Source organism: Pseudomonas sp. 01L34 (assembly GCF_056400265.1).
In genome coordinates this window covers 300,355-315,545 of the sequence record NZ_JBFTSX010000005.1, presented here as the reverse complement: position 1 = coordinate 315,545, position 15,191 = coordinate 300,355, and the positions used below count along the sequence as shown (strand labels likewise).

19 protein-coding genes are annotated in these 15,191 nt (G+C 61.8%); all 19 read right to left on the bottom strand.

Going from position 1 to position 15,191, the window contains the following annotated elements:
- Positions 1 to 7 precede the first annotated feature (7 nt).
- Positions 8 to 1,174: a phage tail sheath subtilisin-like domain-containing protein gene (locus tag AC1DQM_RS16980; protein WP_414868134.1), complete on the bottom strand. Its 1,167-nt coding sequence runs from the start codon at positions 1,172 to 1,174 to the stop codon at positions 8 to 10.
- A gap of 103 nt (positions 1,175 to 1,277) precedes the next feature.
- Entirely contained in the window at positions 1,278 to 1,832 is a 555-nt protein-coding gene (locus AC1DQM_RS16975; RefSeq protein ID WP_477746538.1) for a phage tail assembly chaperone, read from the bottom strand.
- Between the two features lie 7 nt (positions 1,833 to 1,839).
- Positions 1,840 to 3,609, bottom strand: a complete 1,770-nt coding sequence (locus tag AC1DQM_RS16970; protein ID WP_477746537.1) for a phage tail protein — start codon at positions 3,607 to 3,609, stop codon at positions 1,840 to 1,842.
- Positions 3,602 to 4,210, bottom strand: coding sequence for a phage tail protein I (locus tag AC1DQM_RS16965; protein ID WP_477746536.1), 609 nt, complete (start codon positions 4,208 to 4,210; stop codon positions 3,602 to 3,604). The genes AC1DQM_RS16970 and AC1DQM_RS16965 overlap by 8 nt, the downstream gene beginning before the upstream one ends.
- Position 4,211: 1 nt before the next feature.
- On the bottom strand, positions 4,212 to 5,096 hold the full coding sequence (locus AC1DQM_RS16960) for a baseplate assembly protein (protein WP_477746535.1): 885 nt from the start codon (positions 5,094 to 5,096) through the stop codon (positions 4,212 to 4,214).
- Positions 5,093 to 5,419 carry a GPW/gp25 family protein gene (locus AC1DQM_RS16955; RefSeq protein ID WP_477746534.1) on the bottom strand — a complete coding sequence of 109 codons (327 nt, stop codon included), beginning with the start codon at positions 5,417 to 5,419 and terminating at the stop codon, positions 5,093 to 5,095. Before AC1DQM_RS16955 ends, AC1DQM_RS16960 begins: the two co-directional genes overlap by 4 nt.
- A gap of 5 nt (positions 5,420 to 5,424) precedes the next feature.
- On the bottom strand, positions 5,425 to 5,658 hold the full coding sequence (locus AC1DQM_RS16950) for a hypothetical protein (RefSeq protein WP_477746533.1): 234 nt from the start codon (positions 5,656 to 5,658) through the stop codon (positions 5,425 to 5,427).
- Positions 5,659 to 5,713: 55 nt separating this feature from the next.
- Positions 5,714 to 6,301 carry a phage baseplate assembly protein V gene (locus tag AC1DQM_RS16945; RefSeq protein WP_477746532.1) on the bottom strand — a complete coding sequence of 196 codons (588 nt, stop codon included), beginning with the start codon at positions 6,299 to 6,301 and terminating at the stop codon, positions 5,714 to 5,716.
- On the bottom strand, positions 6,298 to 6,819 hold the full coding sequence (locus AC1DQM_RS16940) for a hypothetical protein (RefSeq protein ID WP_477746531.1): 522 nt from the start codon (positions 6,817 to 6,819) through the stop codon (positions 6,298 to 6,300). The genes AC1DQM_RS16945 and AC1DQM_RS16940 overlap by 4 nt, the downstream gene beginning before the upstream one ends.
- Position 6,820: 1 nt before the next feature.
- The gene (locus tag AC1DQM_RS16935; protein ID WP_477746530.1) at positions 6,821 to 7,477 is read right to left on the bottom strand and encodes a hypothetical protein; all 657 of its coding nucleotides are present in this window, start codon (positions 7,475 to 7,477) and stop codon (positions 6,821 to 6,823) included.
- Positions 7,474 to 7,794 carry a head-tail joining protein gene (locus AC1DQM_RS16930; RefSeq protein ID WP_477746529.1) on the bottom strand — a complete coding sequence of 107 codons (321 nt, stop codon included), beginning with the start codon at positions 7,792 to 7,794 and terminating at the stop codon, positions 7,474 to 7,476. Before AC1DQM_RS16930 ends, AC1DQM_RS16935 begins: the two co-directional genes overlap by 4 nt.
- 2 nt (positions 7,795 to 7,796) lie before the next feature.
- Positions 7,797 to 8,792 (bottom strand): major capsid protein, encoded by a 996-nt coding sequence (locus AC1DQM_RS16925; RefSeq protein ID WP_477745474.1) that lies wholly within the window; start codon positions 8,790 to 8,792, stop codon positions 7,797 to 7,799.
- Positions 8,793 to 8,854: 62 nt separating this feature from the next.
- Complete coding sequence (locus AC1DQM_RS16920) at positions 8,855 to 9,199, bottom strand: head decoration protein (RefSeq protein ID WP_477743304.1); 345 nt, start codon at positions 9,197 to 9,199, stop codon at positions 8,855 to 8,857.
- Complete coding sequence (locus AC1DQM_RS16915; protein ID WP_477746528.1) at positions 9,196 to 10,338, bottom strand: head maturation protease, ClpP-related; 1,143 nt, start codon at positions 10,336 to 10,338, stop codon at positions 9,196 to 9,198. Before AC1DQM_RS16915 ends, AC1DQM_RS16920 begins: the two co-directional genes overlap by 4 nt.
- A complete protein-coding gene (locus AC1DQM_RS16910) occupies positions 10,335 to 11,819 on the bottom strand; it encodes a phage portal protein (RefSeq protein ID WP_477746527.1) in 1,485 nt (494 codons plus the stop codon). The genes AC1DQM_RS16915 and AC1DQM_RS16910 overlap by 4 nt, the downstream gene beginning before the upstream one ends.
- A complete protein-coding gene (locus AC1DQM_RS16905) occupies positions 11,819 to 12,025 on the bottom strand; it encodes a phage head-tail joining protein (RefSeq protein ID WP_477743301.1) in 207 nt (68 codons plus the stop codon). Before AC1DQM_RS16905 ends, AC1DQM_RS16910 begins: the two co-directional genes overlap by 1 nt.
- 1 nt (position 12,026) lies before the next feature.
- On the bottom strand, positions 12,027 to 14,054 hold the full coding sequence (locus tag AC1DQM_RS16900; protein ID WP_477746526.1) for a phage terminase large subunit family protein: 2,028 nt from the start codon (positions 14,052 to 14,054) through the stop codon (positions 12,027 to 12,029).
- Positions 14,055 to 14,058: 4 nt separating this feature from the next.
- Positions 14,059 to 14,661 carry a terminase small subunit gene (locus AC1DQM_RS16895; protein ID WP_477746525.1) on the bottom strand — a complete coding sequence of 201 codons (603 nt, stop codon included), beginning with the start codon at positions 14,659 to 14,661 and terminating at the stop codon, positions 14,059 to 14,061.
- A gap of 168 nt (positions 14,662 to 14,829) precedes the next feature.
- Positions 14,830 to 15,174: a phage holin family protein gene (locus AC1DQM_RS16890; RefSeq protein WP_477743413.1), complete on the bottom strand. Its 345-nt coding sequence runs from the start codon at positions 15,172 to 15,174 to the stop codon at positions 14,830 to 14,832.
- Positions 15,175 to 15,191 lie beyond the last annotated feature (17 nt).

The following is a 15,191-nucleotide window of genomic DNA, read 5'->3' as shown; positions in this document are numbered from 1 at the left end:
GGCCTCCTTAGGCGGTTTCAAGCACTTCGGTCATCCATTCGTTGGTGACTTCGAAGAGGAAGTTCGGGTTCTCAGCCGGCGGCACGTCGGTGAAGCGGATGCGCCAGTACACCTTGCCCTGCTCGATCTGGCTGGCTGTGTTCAACTCATGATCCGCGTACACCTCGAAGTTGATCACCGCGCCCTGGTTCTTCAGGTCGCGCATGAACGCCTCAAGGCCGTCAGTCACATCCTTGACATAGGTCTTGGTGATCGAGCGGTCGACCGCCCATTTGTGGCCGGCCTGCACGGCGTCCATGAGAATGAACAGCGTGCGAACGCGGGTAACGAATGCCCACTTCGCATCGCTGGACAGCGTGCGGTTGCCCCACAGGCGGAAACCGTCGTCGCGAATGATCGTGGTGATGTTGGCGTTGTTGAGCAGGTTGGCCCGGCAGGTGTCGTCGCCATCCAGGTACTCGACGGCGCGGGTGGTGCCGGTGATGCCGACAAACTCCTTGTTCGACGGCGAGGCCCAAAAACCGTAGGTGGCGTCGGTCCAGGCGAACAGGCCCGCCGTCCAGGCCGAGCCCGGGGCATCGACCGTTTTACTGGTGTCGGCGTCCCAGAACTGCACACCCGGGTCAACCATGAACAGGTTGCGACTGCCGAAGTTATCGGCGTAGGCCATGGCGGCCTCGTCCGTGGTGCCGGGACCATCAATGATGCCGATGGCCCGCAGCTTCTGCGCCAGGCTGTCCATGGCAGTGGCCACCGCTTGGGTGGCGGAATGACCTGGCGCGATCAGCAGTCGCGGCTTCGCGTTAAATAGGCTTTTGCCGTCGAGCAACGCCTGCAAGCCGGTACGCTGACCGGAAGCCAGTACCCCGCCGATGATCGCCGAGGTTTGCAGCGCGGGGTCTTCCAGCTTGGCCACGCCGATGGCCACGATCACCGCCTTGGCCTTGGCGTAGATCGCCTGGCAGGCCTTGGTAATCGCCGCACCGGCGCCGAACGCGGCAATCGCTTCGCGCTCGGTGGTGATCAGCTTCAGCTCGCCGGCTTTGGCCGTGCCACCGCCGAGGACACCTGGAGTGAAGGTATCGCACAGACCGATGATCGAGGACGACGGCAACGAGATGGTGCGCGCGCCGGTATCGACCGAGGTGGTCGTGACGCCGTGAAAGAAACTCATGAGGCTCAATCTCCAGGAATGAAAAAGCCCCGTATACGCGAGGCTGTCAGGGATGTTCGAATTGCTGGTAACGGAAAAGAAAACGCCCCGTCAGTGCGGGGCGTTATTGGGCCAAGCCGGCAATCCATGCGGGGGGCTGGGGGCGGCCTGACAGATCAGGGAACAGCGTCACATCCGGCCAATCGCGCAACGCCTGGCGGTAGGCATACAGGTCGGCTCGCTGTTCAGCGGTGATCGGGTAATCCGGCATTGCCAGATAGTCAGTCGCGGCGATCTGCGCATTGCGCCACGCCCGCTCAACTGCGCGCGCCGCTTCAATCTGCGCCGCCTCATCCAGAACCCAGTCCCCATCAGCCCACACGTAGAACCGACCCGGCCAGCGTTTACCGGTCAGTCCTTCGGGTAGATCGCCAATCTCGAAATGCTCTTCCTCGGCACCGGTATCCGTGTGGTAAACAATGCCGCGATAGTCGGCCAATTGTTGCGGCTCCCCATCGACCAGCGCCCATACATGGCCAGCCGCTGGCTGGTCGAGAGCATTTTCCAGCTGAATGGCATTGCCCGGCAGATGTTGGCCAAACCCCGGAATCTCCGGAAACTCAGACCACTCGAACGGCCCCGCCAGAATGCCGAGCGGATCAAACAAATAGATATTCATCAGAACCTCAGATCATTTTAATTCGGCCCGGATAGGCAATGCCTCGAGGACGAGCCTCTGCCCCACCGCTGGACGCGGTGGTACCGGGAGTCCACTGCGAATAGTTGTTGGTACCGCCGCCCATCATCTGCGTGCCGTAGTTACCAGCGCCAGAAAGCCCGTGGGTGTGCGCCTTGTTCTCGGACATCTTCCAACTACCCGCCACGCGATTCAGATCAACACCGCGCCCCTCGTCCAGAACCTGCAACCACTCGCCGCGTAGTTCCGGACCGCGCAACGTTGTTAAGCCATCGCCCGAGGTCCATCCGCCTTCCATACCAGCTCTGGCTGCCTCAGTGGTCAGCATTCCCGACTGTTGAGCGTGGTCCCACAACCAAGGCCATTCGGCACGAAGTACAGCAACGCCGGCAATCGCGCCCCAGCCGCCCGGATTCAACAGAACAGTCGTCTCAAGTACCGGCCGACCAAGCGAGGTACTGTCACAGCGACCGACGGGCCACCAGCTACCGGCACTATCGCTGCGCAGATGCCACCAATCTCCGGCCCCCATCAGGACGAAAAATGGATAACCCGTCGCAGAAAGGTGTGTGTGAAATTTTATTTTGTTTGTACCGCTCGCCTGGACCACCAGGCGATTAACGCTGTTGTCGACGCGCCGCACTATAACGTCACGGACGCCCAAACCTGCATCAGCCACCGGCAGCTGTAATGCGAGCGCGCCCGCGCTGCCATCAACCAAAACAAGCCCAAGCTCTTGAGCCGTAAGCGTCTTAGACGCCGAAACAGAAGTGACCACCTGAACGGTTGCGGCACTGATAGCCGCGGCCACTTCCGTCTTGGTGAAAGCATCCGTGATGCCATAGCCCGCGATAGTGGTGGGATTCGTACCGGCTATCACCCGTCCGTATTTGTCCACAGTCACACTGCGGTATGTTCCGGTATTGACACCGGTACGCCCGGCCGCCATTTCAAACAGCAAATCCGTCACGCCCAGGACAATCGGCGCATCCGTCACCAGTTGCCAAATGCTGTCGCCGTTAAGGCCGCCGCGCTCGACATGCACAAACAACCCGGGCGTGACTTCCAGACTGCTATCGGCATCCGCGCTACGCGTCCACACACCCGCCGCAGACACGCTATACAGGCCGTTGTCCTTGGCTGCGGCCTGGTTTTTCACCAACACGCGATCACCGGCAACCAAGGTCACCCCGTCAATGGTCTGAAGCCCCGCCAGCGCGATGTTGACCGTAGTCGCCACCCGCACCGAGTGTTTAAAGTCCTGCTTGCCCAGCTCCTCCAATACCTTCTGATCGACGTAGTCACGCGTCGCCACCACCACGCCCGGGTCGATCTTAAGCGTGATGTTGCCGGTACTGGTGACAATGAAGTTCATCCGCACAATCTGCGTGCGGCCCGAACCTTGCGACAGGAGCGGCTTGAAACTCGGCGCGCAGTTGGCCACCGCCACCAGATCGCCGTCGATGTCGTACAGACCAATTTCGCGAATCCACTTCCCGCCCTCATCGGCCGGGATAATCTGCTCGGCGATCAGTACCGTCGGGTTAGCCGGATCAGTCTTGAGCTGATTCAACGGCCGGCGGCGCCATTCGCTGATCAGTTGGGTTTGTGTTGCGCTGGGGATCGGGTCGGTGCCGTTGGCATCCCCGACGCCCATTTCGGTGATCTTCCAGGGAATGCCGAGCGCGTCGGCGTTCGCCTGCTTGGCCATGCCCACGTTCGTGAGGATGGCGAAAAACTGCGAGTTCGCATCAATCATGGTAAACGTCCAGGGTGTCTATGGAGTGTTCGCGCCCGACCACACCGAAGCGGCCCGTGACTTCGATGTCACGCATCACCGGCGGGTAAACGTCGATTACGTCGCCTTCGGAGAGCGACACCGCAATGTTCAAAGTGCCTTGAGTTTCCAGGCTGATCGCTAGCCCGGTCAGGTGCCGGGTCACAGGCTTGGCATCGTCGATCAGACGCTCCAACTCCTGATACATTTCCCCGGTGATCCCGGTGTCCAGCACACCGACCTTCAGGGCGAAAGTACCCGGGATCCCCAAAGGCACGGTCTGCCACCACTCCAGCACCTCGATGAGATAACCCAAGGGTTCGACCACCCGCCGCAGTGCGCCGATGGTGCCCTTGTGTTTGTGGATGTAGAACGAGGCTTTAATCGCCGCGCGCTTGACCGGCTCCGACCAGTCCGGATCCCAACGGTCGACCGACCACGCCCAGGCCAGGTGGGGCAGCAGATGCACGGGACAGGTATCGGGGTTGTACAACGTGCGCAGCGGGATCAGCGTTTGCTCAATGAATGTCGCCTCAATAGCGCGCTCCAGTGGCGTGCTGTTGAGCGGTAAAAGACTGCGCATGTCACCCTCCCAGCACGACGCTGTATCCCGTGCAGTAAGCAGCCTGCGCCTTGGTCGGGGCCAGATCCTGCCAATTCTTGAGTTCGACCCGAGCCACGCCCGCGACATGCAGTTGCGCATCGACACCGGAGCGCGCCACCTCAAGCCCTAACCGGCGACGCGGGTTGATCCAGGCGTCCAGACGCTTGATCGCCTCGGCGAGTGCGGCATCGTTTTCCGGGCCAGCCCCCTTCATGTGCAACACGGCGTCGATGCTGTAGTGCAGTATCTCGGCGCCGCGTACCGTCACGCGATCACCGACCGGACGCACGTCATCGTCATTCACCGCGTCGGCCACCAATGCCAGCAAGTCGGGACCGACCGTACCGTCACCCTCAAGCCCCAAGACGGCGAGATCAACGCAGGCCGGCGAAGGACTTTCAGCGGTGGCATCGGCAACCAACGCCGAGGCATTACGGGCATGCAGGATGTAGCTGTTACGCGGGCCGGCGGTGGTCAGCCCTTCGTACGCCAGCTGCACCCGCTCACGCAGGGCATCATGGGACTCCAGGATCGCCTCGACGGGAGGTACCGCCAGCGGGTCGCCCGGCTGAACCACCAGACGTTTCAGATTAACGTTGCCCGCCAGGTGATCCAGATCGCCACCCGTGGCATAGGCCAGCAATTGCGCTTTGGCCGCATCATTGACCCGCGCCCGATTGCCGAGCTTGATGTAGCTGCCGACCTCCAGCAGCTTGGTGACCGGGTCGCTTTCCAGTGAAGCCGTCCAGTTGTCGCCCATGTGCCCACGGAAAACGCCCAGCGCTTCGTCATACGCGACTTCAAAGTCCAGCGGCTCCAGCACCTCCGGTGCCGGCAGTTCCGACAGATCGACCAGGGTACTCATACCCATACCTCCAACGTGCCGCGCACACCGAGGTATTCGCCGCTGACCTTCAGATTGATTTGCCCGCCCAGTACAGACAGCACGTTCACCCGCTCCAGTTTTAGCCGTGGCTCCCACTGCCTCAACGCCCGAGCGGCCTCAGCCTGCGCGGCGCTCTTCCAGCCTTCGTTGATGGGCAGGTCGACCATGCGCCGCAGTTTGCTGCCGTACTCCGGACGCTCGCGGCGGCTCAGCAGTGGCGTGCTGAGAATGTCTTGAACGGACTGGCGTAAATGCTCGATACCGGAGATGGGCTGCCCGGTGTGGCGATCCATTCCGATCATCGGGGTTATTCCTTCTTCAGCTCGAACTCGGCGTGGACCTTGAGGTACTTCAGCGCTACGTCATCCGAGGTACTGACCGTGACCACACCCTTCGCTACGGCCAACGTGCGGTCATCCGGCAGGATCAGCGTGCGGGAGGTGTAGAGGGTGTCGCGAAAGGATGTGGTCGAGGTGGTCAGCGTTGAGCTGGTGGCGGTAGCTAGATCCTGCACCGCCGAATCGTCTTGAGATTTGGCCATGATTGCTCCGGGTAAGAAAAAGCCCGCACGTGGCGGGCCGGGTTAAACGTTGTCGCTAGTGCGAGTGATGGTTGCTGTTGCCAGCGGTGTCGATAATCGACTCGTCGCTGGTGATGTTCTGCGTCGCGTGCAATGGGCCGTCGATGTTCACCGGCCCCTTGATGTTCACGCTGGCCTCCAGGTTGATCGCGCTGGACTTCACCGTCACGGCGTTGTCCATCACCTCGGCCTGGGTGGCACCCACTTTGATCGTGACCGTGCCGCTGGGCAGGCTGATGCTGTAACGCTTGGCCTGCCAGTCGTAGACCAGCGAACCGCCATCGTCGAAACGCCAGACTTCAACGTGGTCACGATTGTCCGGTGGCGGACCACCGTTGCCATACAGCCCGGGAATGAACGTGCCTTGCGACACATCACCGCTGGTACTGATCAGCGTGCCCTGCTCGTTCAGACTCGGCGCCCGCCAATGCCGGGCCTTGCCGGCCGCGACGCTGTGCCAACGTACCCAACCGCTGACCCATTCACCGTCGGAAACGCGACACACCGGCGGTGAGGCGGCGAGATCCACTGCCACTACGTAGCAGTCCTTGACCAGGCCAGCGAGCATGCGGTCATGCTGCGCGCTGACGTACCCTGCACTCATGACAGATCCTCCGGCCGGAATGCGCCGTCACCCGGTTCAACATTCAGCACCAGAGTGCCCGGCGGCTGATCCGGCCACGGCCACTGCGCTTCGCCCAGGTAGATTTGTTGGGTCCACTCCACGACCCAGACGGTGTAGCCATCCAGTTCGGGCTTGGTCCAGTCCTGCATGGCCCGAACAAACTCGGCGGGTTCCACCTCTACACCCCAGCTTTGCAGGCGCAACAACACAGTGAGCTGCCCAGCCAGAAAAACCGCCTGTTGATGGTGGTCCTCCTGGATTGGATCGGTGATGACCCGCGCCTCAAACTTGCAAGCCAACCCCACCTCTCCCGTGCCCGGATCCTGGCCGGGCTCCATTTCCGCCATTTCGATAACCACCGCCGGCAACCGCACGCAATCCTCGATAGCCGGCCAGGCGGCAACGGTCTGAACACCCGGCAGGTACGCCTGCACATGCCGTTCGATCGCCCCGTACAACTGTTCCAGGCTGAATGGCTCGTCCGCTTCATCGGCCACGTCATTTCCCCTTCAGGTATTTCTGCAGTTCAAAGTTGAGTTCCTGCTGCAGGACATGCAGCAGTTGTGCATCGGCTTTGCGCACCCAGCTTTCAAAGTGCGGACGGGCCTGCTCCAGCGAGACCTTGGCCTTCGCCAGCGGGAAACGACTGTCATGCTCGGCAATCCACCCCGAACTCGCCCCGCCACGCACACTGACGGTGCTGTCGGGGTAGTGGTCGGCATCGAAATGTTTGCTGGCCGTGCGGATCCAGATGTCCGCACCGTTGCCGTAGACCTTCTTGTAAAAGGCACCCTGAAAACGACGACCGGCCACCGACACGCCGGACTGGCCCTGTCGTACGCGACCGATACGGCTGGCCTCCATGGCATTGAGGCCGAACCACAACTTGCCGCTGTTGGCTCCGCCGCTGACTGGATAGGCTCGTAACCGCTGACGCACCGCCGCCACCGCAATACGTTCCTGCCGGCCGACAGTGCGGGCGATGTTGGAGCTGAGCCAACGCAAGGTCTTGTTGATCGCCCGACGCTGGGCATTGGCTGCCGCTTTGGGCACCACGGCGGCGAAGTCCTGAAAGGCTTTCAGGTCCGCCGTCGAGGTCTGCAGGGAGATCATCCCGCCGCTGGCCGAGGGCTTGAAGTAACTGCCGACACTCATGGTCGTTTCCTCAAAATCAGGGCGACCAGACCGTCACCGCCGGGCTCCAGCTGCAGCAGGTCGTAATCGCCACCACCGTCCAGCTCCGGCAGATCCACGCGGATGAGCAGCCCCTTTTTCAGCCCGTACGAATCGCCAACGCGGATCTCAAACTTCGGCTCTCGCAACCCGGTGTTGAGCTTGCCCATCTTGGGTTGCAACCAAGGCGCGGCGAACATGCCAAGCACCGGTTCCTCGCGGCCCTCGATCCGTGCCGTGTCGCCCAGGGTTTCAAACACCACCTCGTCGATGTCGTCGACCAGGTCGCGAAAGGCCACGGTCAGAGCTCCAGCAGGATCTGCGCCCGAGGTCGTGTGCACAGGTGCAACGGGTTGGATTGGGCTTCACCGGCCATGCCTTTGTTGAAGTCCATCGGCTCAATCTTGCTGTAGTACGGCAGGCCCTCGGTGTTGACCGTTTCCATGTAGTCGGCCGGGGCAAAGGTGGAGATGTACAGATCCGGCACACCTTCTGGGATCAGCAAAGCCTTGTCGACGTGCACAAACGATACCCCCGCGACCTTGCCGCGATAGCGTTCCCAGACGATCCCACCGAACTCGAAACTTTCCCGGGCGTCACCACGCAGGGAGGCCGCTTGCAGGGTGTTGAGGTAGGTCTCCTTGACCGACGGGTGAACAATCAGCTTGTTCCAGAAGTTCTGGCCGCAGAATGCGCGGGAGCCGCTGCTGGTCACGCTGCCCAGTGCATCCTCTTGCATGTCTAAGGCTTCGCCGGCACGCACACGCAGCTCGGCATTGGGATCGTTCAGACCCATGGCCAGTTTTTGGCGGGAGACGCCGAAGGACTTGTAAATGTCGAGTAGCACTGTTGAACCGTCCGCATCCAGCACCTGCCCATTCAGTGCGCCCATGCGCTGGAATTCGTGAGTGGCGTCCAACTGGCGCCGCGCTTTGGCCAGACGTTTGTTGACCACATCCTGCACCGACTGCAATTCAGTGCGCTGACCGAAGGCACGGATGCCCTGGATCTCGTCGGCCTTGATGGTAAAGCGTTGTGGCAGGTGCACGGTATTGAAGGGGATCAGCTTGCGCTTGCTGCCACCGACCACCAGGCCCGAGGTACCTCGCTCTCCCGCCGGCACCAGAGCCAGGGTGTCACCGTCCTTCTCGATCTGTACGGTCAGGGTAGTGATACCTTCTTCGCGGAACAGGCCGAGGCCGCTGATGCGGCCCGGCAGGTATTCCTGTTCGTTGATCGCGGCAGTCAACGCGGGAACGCTGAAAGCGTCGTCTTCAAAAATGGCGATATCGGCCATGGGGTACTCTCCAGAAACGAAAAATCCCGCACGCGGCGGGATGCATATAAGGAAGGAACGTCTTAGCGAACGATCAGAAAACGCGTGGCCAGAGCCTTTTCGGCAGCCGGGTCGAGGCCGGTCAAGTGCGCTTCGCTGACCTCGGCCAGACGCACCACAGCGCGACCGCGCCGCACCACGTCTGACTGACCGAGCGGGCCGTAAAGAATGGCGACGGCGTTTTCACTGCCATCCTCAGCCGTCGGTTCGTACGGGGCAAACTCGCCGGTGAGCGTGATCAGGCCGAGGATCTGACCTGGCTCCAATGCCGGGCCTGCCGCAACGTTAATCGCCTCGCGGGAAATATTGCCTTCGCCCTCGGACAGCAGAAACTCACCTGCGTGCATCGGCTCCAATTTAAAGGTCATGGTCTTGCTCCTTTCGAGGTTTGAGATTGTGCGGCCTGACGGGCCGCCCAGATCGAGGACGGATCGGGTTGTTTGGCTTTCACGGTCACTGCCGGATCATCGTTTTGCGGCAAGCTGTTATCGATCTCGAAGCCCCCGCCACTACCCACCAGCTTGTCGAACAGCCGTGAGCGCACAGCACTGGCATCGAGCCCAGCCTGCACAAACTCCACAGCGCATTCCGGTAAGCGTGCCGCCACGCACAGATCGCGGATCGCTTTGGCTTGGGTCAGCGCGGCCTGGACGGTGGCCTCATCAGCCAGCTTGGTCGAGACAATCAGGGGCTCGATCAGATTGCTGATGCCGGCTTGATTGCAGGACTGGGTGATCAGCAGGGCCAGCTTGGCCGAGTCGACCACCGGGGCCGTGGATTCTGGCTTGTCCACCACCGGCTTGGTGGGTTCGAGGGGCTCAGTGAGTTGATCCAGCAACGCCTTGGGCGTGTGCTGGTATTTCTGCATCACCGCGCCTTGCCCCAGACAGGCCTTGATCTGCACACCATCACCCACCTCGTCGGCCAATCCCAAGGCGACGGCTTCGCGAGCCGTGAGCCAGGTTTCGGCATTGACCAGGCGCCGCAGCTCGACCTCGTCGACGTCGGGCGCCTTGGCTTTGTAGGCTGCGATAATCACTTCCAGCGCCTGGTCCAGCGCGGTGGCCACCTTGCGCAGATCTTCAGCACCACCCGAGGCGTAGGTCCAAGGGTTGTGGATCATCAACATGGCGTTTTCCGCGACCACCACGCGGTGCGCACCACACACGGCAACGCTGGCAGCACTGGCAGCCAAGGCATCAACGCGGCCGGTGCAGCGTTCACCCAACCGCGACAAGGCATTGTGGATCGCCAGACCATCGAACAGGTCGCCGCCGATGCTGTTGAAGGCCACGACAATCGGTGAGGTGCCGTCATCCAATGCCGCCAGGTCGCGCACGAACTGATTGGCGGTGATGCCCCAGGTGCCGATCTCGCCGTAGACGTAGACCTCGATGGTGCGCTGCTCGGCTTCGCCGCTGGCCTTCAGGCTGTACCAGTGCTTGTCCTGGATCGGCAGTTGACCCTCCAGCTTGTTGAAAATCTTCAGGGGGGAAAGCAGTTTCATGGTTTCTCCTGGTCGTCGTGTTGAACATCGACCTCGACGAGGGTTCGGTAATTGAGGCCCAAGTCACGGGCGCGTTGAGCGTCGGCGGCGTTTTCCGCATCGACCGTTTCGGCGTCGTAGCCGGTACGCAGACACATCTCACTGCGCGAGCCAAACCCGGCATTGACCTCCAGCATGCGCGCCTGGACGTCCTGCACCGGCTGGATGTAGGCCCAGCCTTGCGGCACCCAGCGCGTGCGCAGAAATTCGCGGCGGCGTTTGGCGTAGTCCGTCAATTCAATCACCCCAGCCAACACCGCCATGTCCAGCCACGCGGCGCGAACCGGGCGGCAGAGCTGGTGGATGTAGACGTTGAATTGCAGCTGCTCCAGGCGGCGCCGGAACTCATTGAGTACGACCCGCAGCGCCCGGTCATTGATACCTTTCATGTCGCCAGTGAGGATCTCGTACGGCGTGTCAGTACCCGCCGCTGCGGCCATCAATTGCTGACGCATGAAGTCCGGGTAGTTGTTGCCGGCGTCCGGTGGCTTGGAGAATTCGACCTCCTCCCCTGCCCCCAGCTCCTGCATGGTGCCCGGCTCCAGCGCGACCATGGGCGTGAAGCCGTCGCGGTCAGCGGTGATCAGCTGGCCAGTGACCGGGTCACGCGGTTGCTGTCCCATGTCCTGCGAAGGCCGCTTGATGAAGCCGGCAAACAGGTTGGACACTTCCTGCCGAAACAGCACCGCGTCATCGTAGTTGTCCAGACTGCGCAGTCGTTTAAGCACCGGCGACATGCGTGGCACGCCGCGCAACTGACCAGGCTCCAGCGGCTCGAAGATGTGCAGCACCTGGCTGGCCGGCACCCGCACCAGTTGGTTGTAGCCGCTGTTGAGCGACGATGCATCACGCGGGTGCGAGCGGTACATCCAGTAAGCCACGCGCTTTCCGGCCGGGTTGAACTCGATCCCGGCGCGGATGATATTGCCGTCGCGGGTGGTCTCGAACTTGTCGTGCGGCACGAACTCGGGTGCCAGCGTTTGCAGCTGCAGCGGCACCACCAGACCTTCGTCCAAACCACGTGGACGCAACCGCACAAAACACTCACCCGCCGTTTCGACAGTACGGGCCACCAGCGCCTGCTGACCGTAGAAGTCGCACAGGCCGTCAGCGTCTGACTCCTCGACCCAATCCTCCCAGAGCTCCTGCAGCAGATTGCGCAGTGCTTCGTCCTTGATTTTTGGTCGCGGTGTGATGCCGGTACCAATCAGATTGCTGACCCGTTTGTTGATCGCGTTGGCCGCGTACGGGTCATTACGCACCGCTGCCCGCGAACGGGCACGCAGGTTGCGCAGCGCCGGGGTGTTGATGCTGTTGATGCCGTTGTCGGTGGCGTCCCAACTGGCAGATCGGCGACCCTCCCCAGCGCCTTCGTAGCTGGCCTTGATGTTCGATGGCAGCAAGAATCCGCTACGAGACAGCGCCGGAAATTGTCGAGCCATCAGATTCCCTTGCCTCCATGACTGAGCCGCACGACCCGCGAACGGGGGCCGGCGGCGCTGGTCAACGAACTGCGAATTTCTTCGCGTGCCCGCAGCAGTTCATCAACCGTGCGGTACTCGACCGTGCGGTCGCTGTAGCGCACGGTTTTTTCACCGCGTGCGATGGCGCGCTCGATGGCGTCGAGGTGTTTCTGGGTAAAGGACATATCAGCGTCTCTTCAGATAACCGCTGGTGGAACTGCGGCGTTGAGGTGGCGATGCTGTGGGTCGTGTGTGCACGACCGGGGCAGTGGGTGGTGGCGCGGGTTGAGCTTGTCTTACGGCCGCAGGCGCGGGTGTTTCGTCTTCATCGACACGCTCACCCTGAACAGGCTTAATGCCCAAGGCATCGTCAAACAGGCCGGACTGGGCCAATGCCTGCCGCACCCGCTCCCAGTCGTGTTCCTGGTAGCGGTTGATGCCGAGGTAATGCGCCATGGCCAGGCAGTACACCATGAGGTCGAGTGCTTCGTTGCGCTCGGCCTTGCCCTTGACCCACTCGATACGCTTGTGACCCCGGATGTAGCGGGCCACCTTGCGCTCGGCGACACACTGGGCGAAGAACTCGTCCGGCAGGTCATTGGCAAAGTGCAGTGAACCCGGCCCGTCCGGGAACGGATAACGGTTGTAGATCCAGTCCTTGGCGGTGTCGGTGCCGACGAACCACAGTTCGGCGCCGTTGCGTTCGGTCTGGCCCCTCCAGGTCACGTCGACCATGGACGGCCGCTGAGCAATGACCGGCCGGCCAGGCTTGCTCGCGCCCTTGATAGCGAAGATGTTGCGCCAGCGGCGAACACGGCAGAACTGGTACACCTCGTCAGTGTGATGACCGCCGGAGTCGACGCCGGTGGCGAGGATCGCCAAGCCGACGCCACAGGGGTGCCGGTAACGCGCCTTGAGTTTTTCATCCAGCACCGCCCAGGTGCGTTCGTCCGCTGGGTCGCCCCAGATCACCTGATGGTCAACCACCCAGCGCTCCATGCCGACACCGAAGCCCATCACCATCAATTCCAGGCGGTTGGCCTGGACGTCAACGGCACCGGTCAGCATCAGTACACCGGCCGGCATCGTACCGAGGGTATAGGTTTCCAACCGCGCCCGAGCGATCAGCACTTCGGCCTTGGTTTGCTCCTGCGCGCTGTCCCAGACTTTGGCCAGACGAGTGTTGTAGAACACCTGCATCAGCCCCATGTCACCTTGGGACTGGGCCTTTTTGGCCTCTTCAAAATCCTTGGCCAGCGTGCGCCAGCTCATCCAGCCGGTCGGTGAGTAGAGGGCGTTCAGGTGGAAACCAACCGTCTCGCCGTCACCCTCTGCGTGTGCCCGCCATTCACCCCGGGTCAGCATGTCGCTCTTGTGGTGTTCCTCGATCAGCACATCGCAATCAGCTCCCGCGCACTCGTAATGCACGGTGCTGTAATCCTTGTTGTAATGCAGCCGCTCCCACTCCAGCACCTGCATGTGGCCGCAGGTCGGACATGGCACGTAGTAGTGACGCTGGTCGCTGGAGTCGAACAGATCGGCGATGCGCGAGGCGCCCTTGATTGTTGGCGAGCTGGAAAAATAGATCTTCGCGTTGCGCCCAAAGTTGGTCGCCCGGGTTTCTGCCAGGCCGATCGGATCACCTTCTTGGCCGACATCATTTTCCCAGCGATCGACCTCATCACCGTAGATGTAGCGCGCCGACAGTTCCGACAAGTTGGCCGCTGAGCCGGCAGTGGTGACATACAGCGAGCCGCCTTCGAACTCCTTGGTGTCCATGGTGTTGCGCGTATCACGTGAGCGGCTGGCCGCTACGCGTTCACGCAGCGCCGGGGTGGCCTTGATCGTCTTGCTGATCCGCCCCGAGACACGTTTCGCCAGGCCCAGGCTGGGCAACAGCGCCAGGATGTTGGACGGTGCCATGTGGATCAGGCCGCCCATCCAGTTCAAGGCGATCTGGGTTTTCATCAACTGCGAAGCCACCATGGTGACCACGCGTCTGCAGGGGTGAGCCGGTGACAGGCAGCGCATAGGCTCGCGGGCGTAGGGTGTCCGTGAGGTGCGGTACTGGCCGGGCTCAGGTGCGCCGGTATCTCGCGGGATCCGCATGAACTCGTCGGCCCACTCGTCGATCCAGAGGTCGGGGTCAGGGCGCAGTCCACGGAAATAGGCCTCACGGTACACCTTTGCACCGTCAGGAAATTCCGTGTGCATGGGATTAACTCGGTGTCATGGCGTGCTCAAGGTCCGCTGAAGACAGGCGCTCGGCCTCTTCCAGCGTTCGACGGAATGTTGCCGTCAGGTGTTTTTCGATCAGCCAGGGGTCCGTCATGGCCGCAAGGTCATGGGACAGTTGCGGCAACGGCCCGAACAACTGGTCACGCAGCAATCGGCCGGCGTTGTAGGCACCGGTTTCGACCGCGTCCTTGGCAACCAACGACCCCTGGGCCTTGTGCAATTCGATCTCAGCCAACTTGGCCATGTTGTGTTCGCGCAAAGCGCGGGCCTTTTGGAAGTCAGGCTGTCTACCATCTCCCCCAACAAGCTGCGGCGGCGCAGCCGTAGGCGTCGGCTCGACCGAAGTGGACAGTTGGCTGTAAACGTCGCGCTGAATCCGATCCTGCTGATGGCGAGCCGCGACAGCGGCCTTGCTCGGGTCAGCGGTTTCCTGAATCAGGGCTTCCGTCGCCAGCACGTCGACCTGTTTGCCGTTCGGTGAAAGCACCAAACGGTTGTTGTCTTTCAACCAGGTGATGTAACTCGGCGTCCTGCCGATGCGAGCCGCGAACGCGCTCTTTGACAGGTAAATTGGATCTGTCATAAAGCCCTCCTTTTCAACGGCTTTTCAATGCAAACCTTTCAATTTCAATGGATTGAATTTCAGTAAGCTGGGGACGTTGCCGCTAACGCTTTCCCGCGGGTTTCCGACCCCGTGTCCTTCAGATACCCCTAGGGTCCCCGGCGGTTTTCGCCGCCCCAGATCGGTGCATCATCCCTGCTCGCCACCGGCTGGCGGGACTTCGCAGACGCCCAACCGCTTGGCGGCCCAGCGTTCGTAAAGGCCGATGGCAACATCGGCGCCCGCCATCGCCGTCAGGCAACCCAAGGCGCCCGCCGTCCAGATCGACATGCCCGCCGCGATCATCAGCATCATCGCCGACACGCCGCAGACAATGCAGGCACCGGACCGCAACGCCAGCCGGCGCATCAACGCCCAGCCCCGCGCGCCGTCTTTGTCTGCTCGCCACATTTCACCCGAAACGCCGCCGACCAAAGCCAGGACGATCACTAACCAGATCGGCATCTCTGCCAGCGCTTGCTGCTCATTTGTCATGTTGTGCCTCAAGTGAA

Bases quoted from the DNA above. Each gene is read 5' to 3' on its own strand.
- AC1DQM_RS16955 (WP_477746534.1), bottom strand. From the start codon at position 5,419: ATGATCGGAATGGATCGCCACACCGGGCAGCCCATCTCCGGTATCGAG.
- AC1DQM_RS16890 (WP_477743413.1), bottom strand. From the start codon at position 15,174: ATGACAAATGAGCAGCAAGCGCTGGCAGAGATGCCGATCTGGTTAGTG.
- AC1DQM_RS16960 (WP_477746535.1), bottom strand. From the start codon at position 5,096: ATGAGTACCCTGGTCGATCTGTCGGAACTGCCGGCACCGGAGGTGCTG.
- AC1DQM_RS16970 (WP_477746537.1), bottom strand. From the start codon at position 3,609: ATGATTGATGCGAACTCGCAGTTTTTCGCCATCCTCACGAACGTGGGC.
- AC1DQM_RS16925 (WP_477745474.1), bottom strand. From the start codon at position 8,792: ATGGCCGATATCGCCATTTTTGAAGACGACGCTTTCAGCGTTCCCGCG.
- AC1DQM_RS16920 (WP_477743304.1), bottom strand. From the start codon at position 9,199: ATGACCTTTAAATTGGAGCCGATGCACGCAGGTGAGTTTCTGCTGTCC.
- AC1DQM_RS16945 (WP_477746532.1), bottom strand. From the start codon at position 6,301: ATGAGTGCAGGGTACGTCAGCGCGCAGCATGACCGCATGCTCGCTGGC.
- AC1DQM_RS16905 (WP_477743301.1), bottom strand. From the start codon at position 12,025: ATGTCCTTTACCCAGAAACACCTCGACGCCATCGAGCGCGCCATCGCA.
- AC1DQM_RS16975 (WP_477746538.1), bottom strand. From the start codon at position 1,832: ATGAATATCTATTTGTTTGATCCGCTCGGCATTCTGGCGGGGCCGTTC.
- AC1DQM_RS16965 (WP_477746536.1), bottom strand. From the start codon at position 4,210: ATGCGCAGTCTTTTACCGCTCAACAGCACGCCACTGGAGCGCGCTATT.
- AC1DQM_RS16895 (WP_477746525.1), bottom strand. From the start codon at position 14,661: ATGACAGATCCAATTTACCTGTCAAAGAGCGCGTTCGCGGCTCGCATC.
- AC1DQM_RS16980 (WP_414868134.1), bottom strand. From the start codon at position 1,174: ATGAGTTTCTTTCACGGCGTCACGACCACCTCGGTCGATACCGGCGCG.
- AC1DQM_RS16915 (WP_477746528.1), bottom strand. From the start codon at position 10,338: ATGAAACTGCTTTCCCCCCTGAAGATTTTCAACAAGCTGGAGGGTCAA.
- AC1DQM_RS16950 (WP_477746533.1), bottom strand. From the start codon at position 5,658: ATGGCCAAATCTCAAGACGATTCGGCGGTGCAGGATCTAGCTACCGCC.
- AC1DQM_RS16910 (WP_477746527.1), bottom strand. From the start codon at position 11,819: ATGGCTCGACAATTTCCGGCGCTGTCTCGTAGCGGATTCTTGCTGCCA.
- AC1DQM_RS16935 (WP_477746530.1), bottom strand. From the start codon at position 7,477: ATGAGTGTCGGCAGTTACTTCAAGCCCTCGGCCAGCGGCGGGATGATC.
- AC1DQM_RS16900 (WP_477746526.1), bottom strand. From the start codon at position 14,054: ATGCACACGGAATTTCCTGACGGTGCAAAGGTGTACCGTGAGGCCTAT.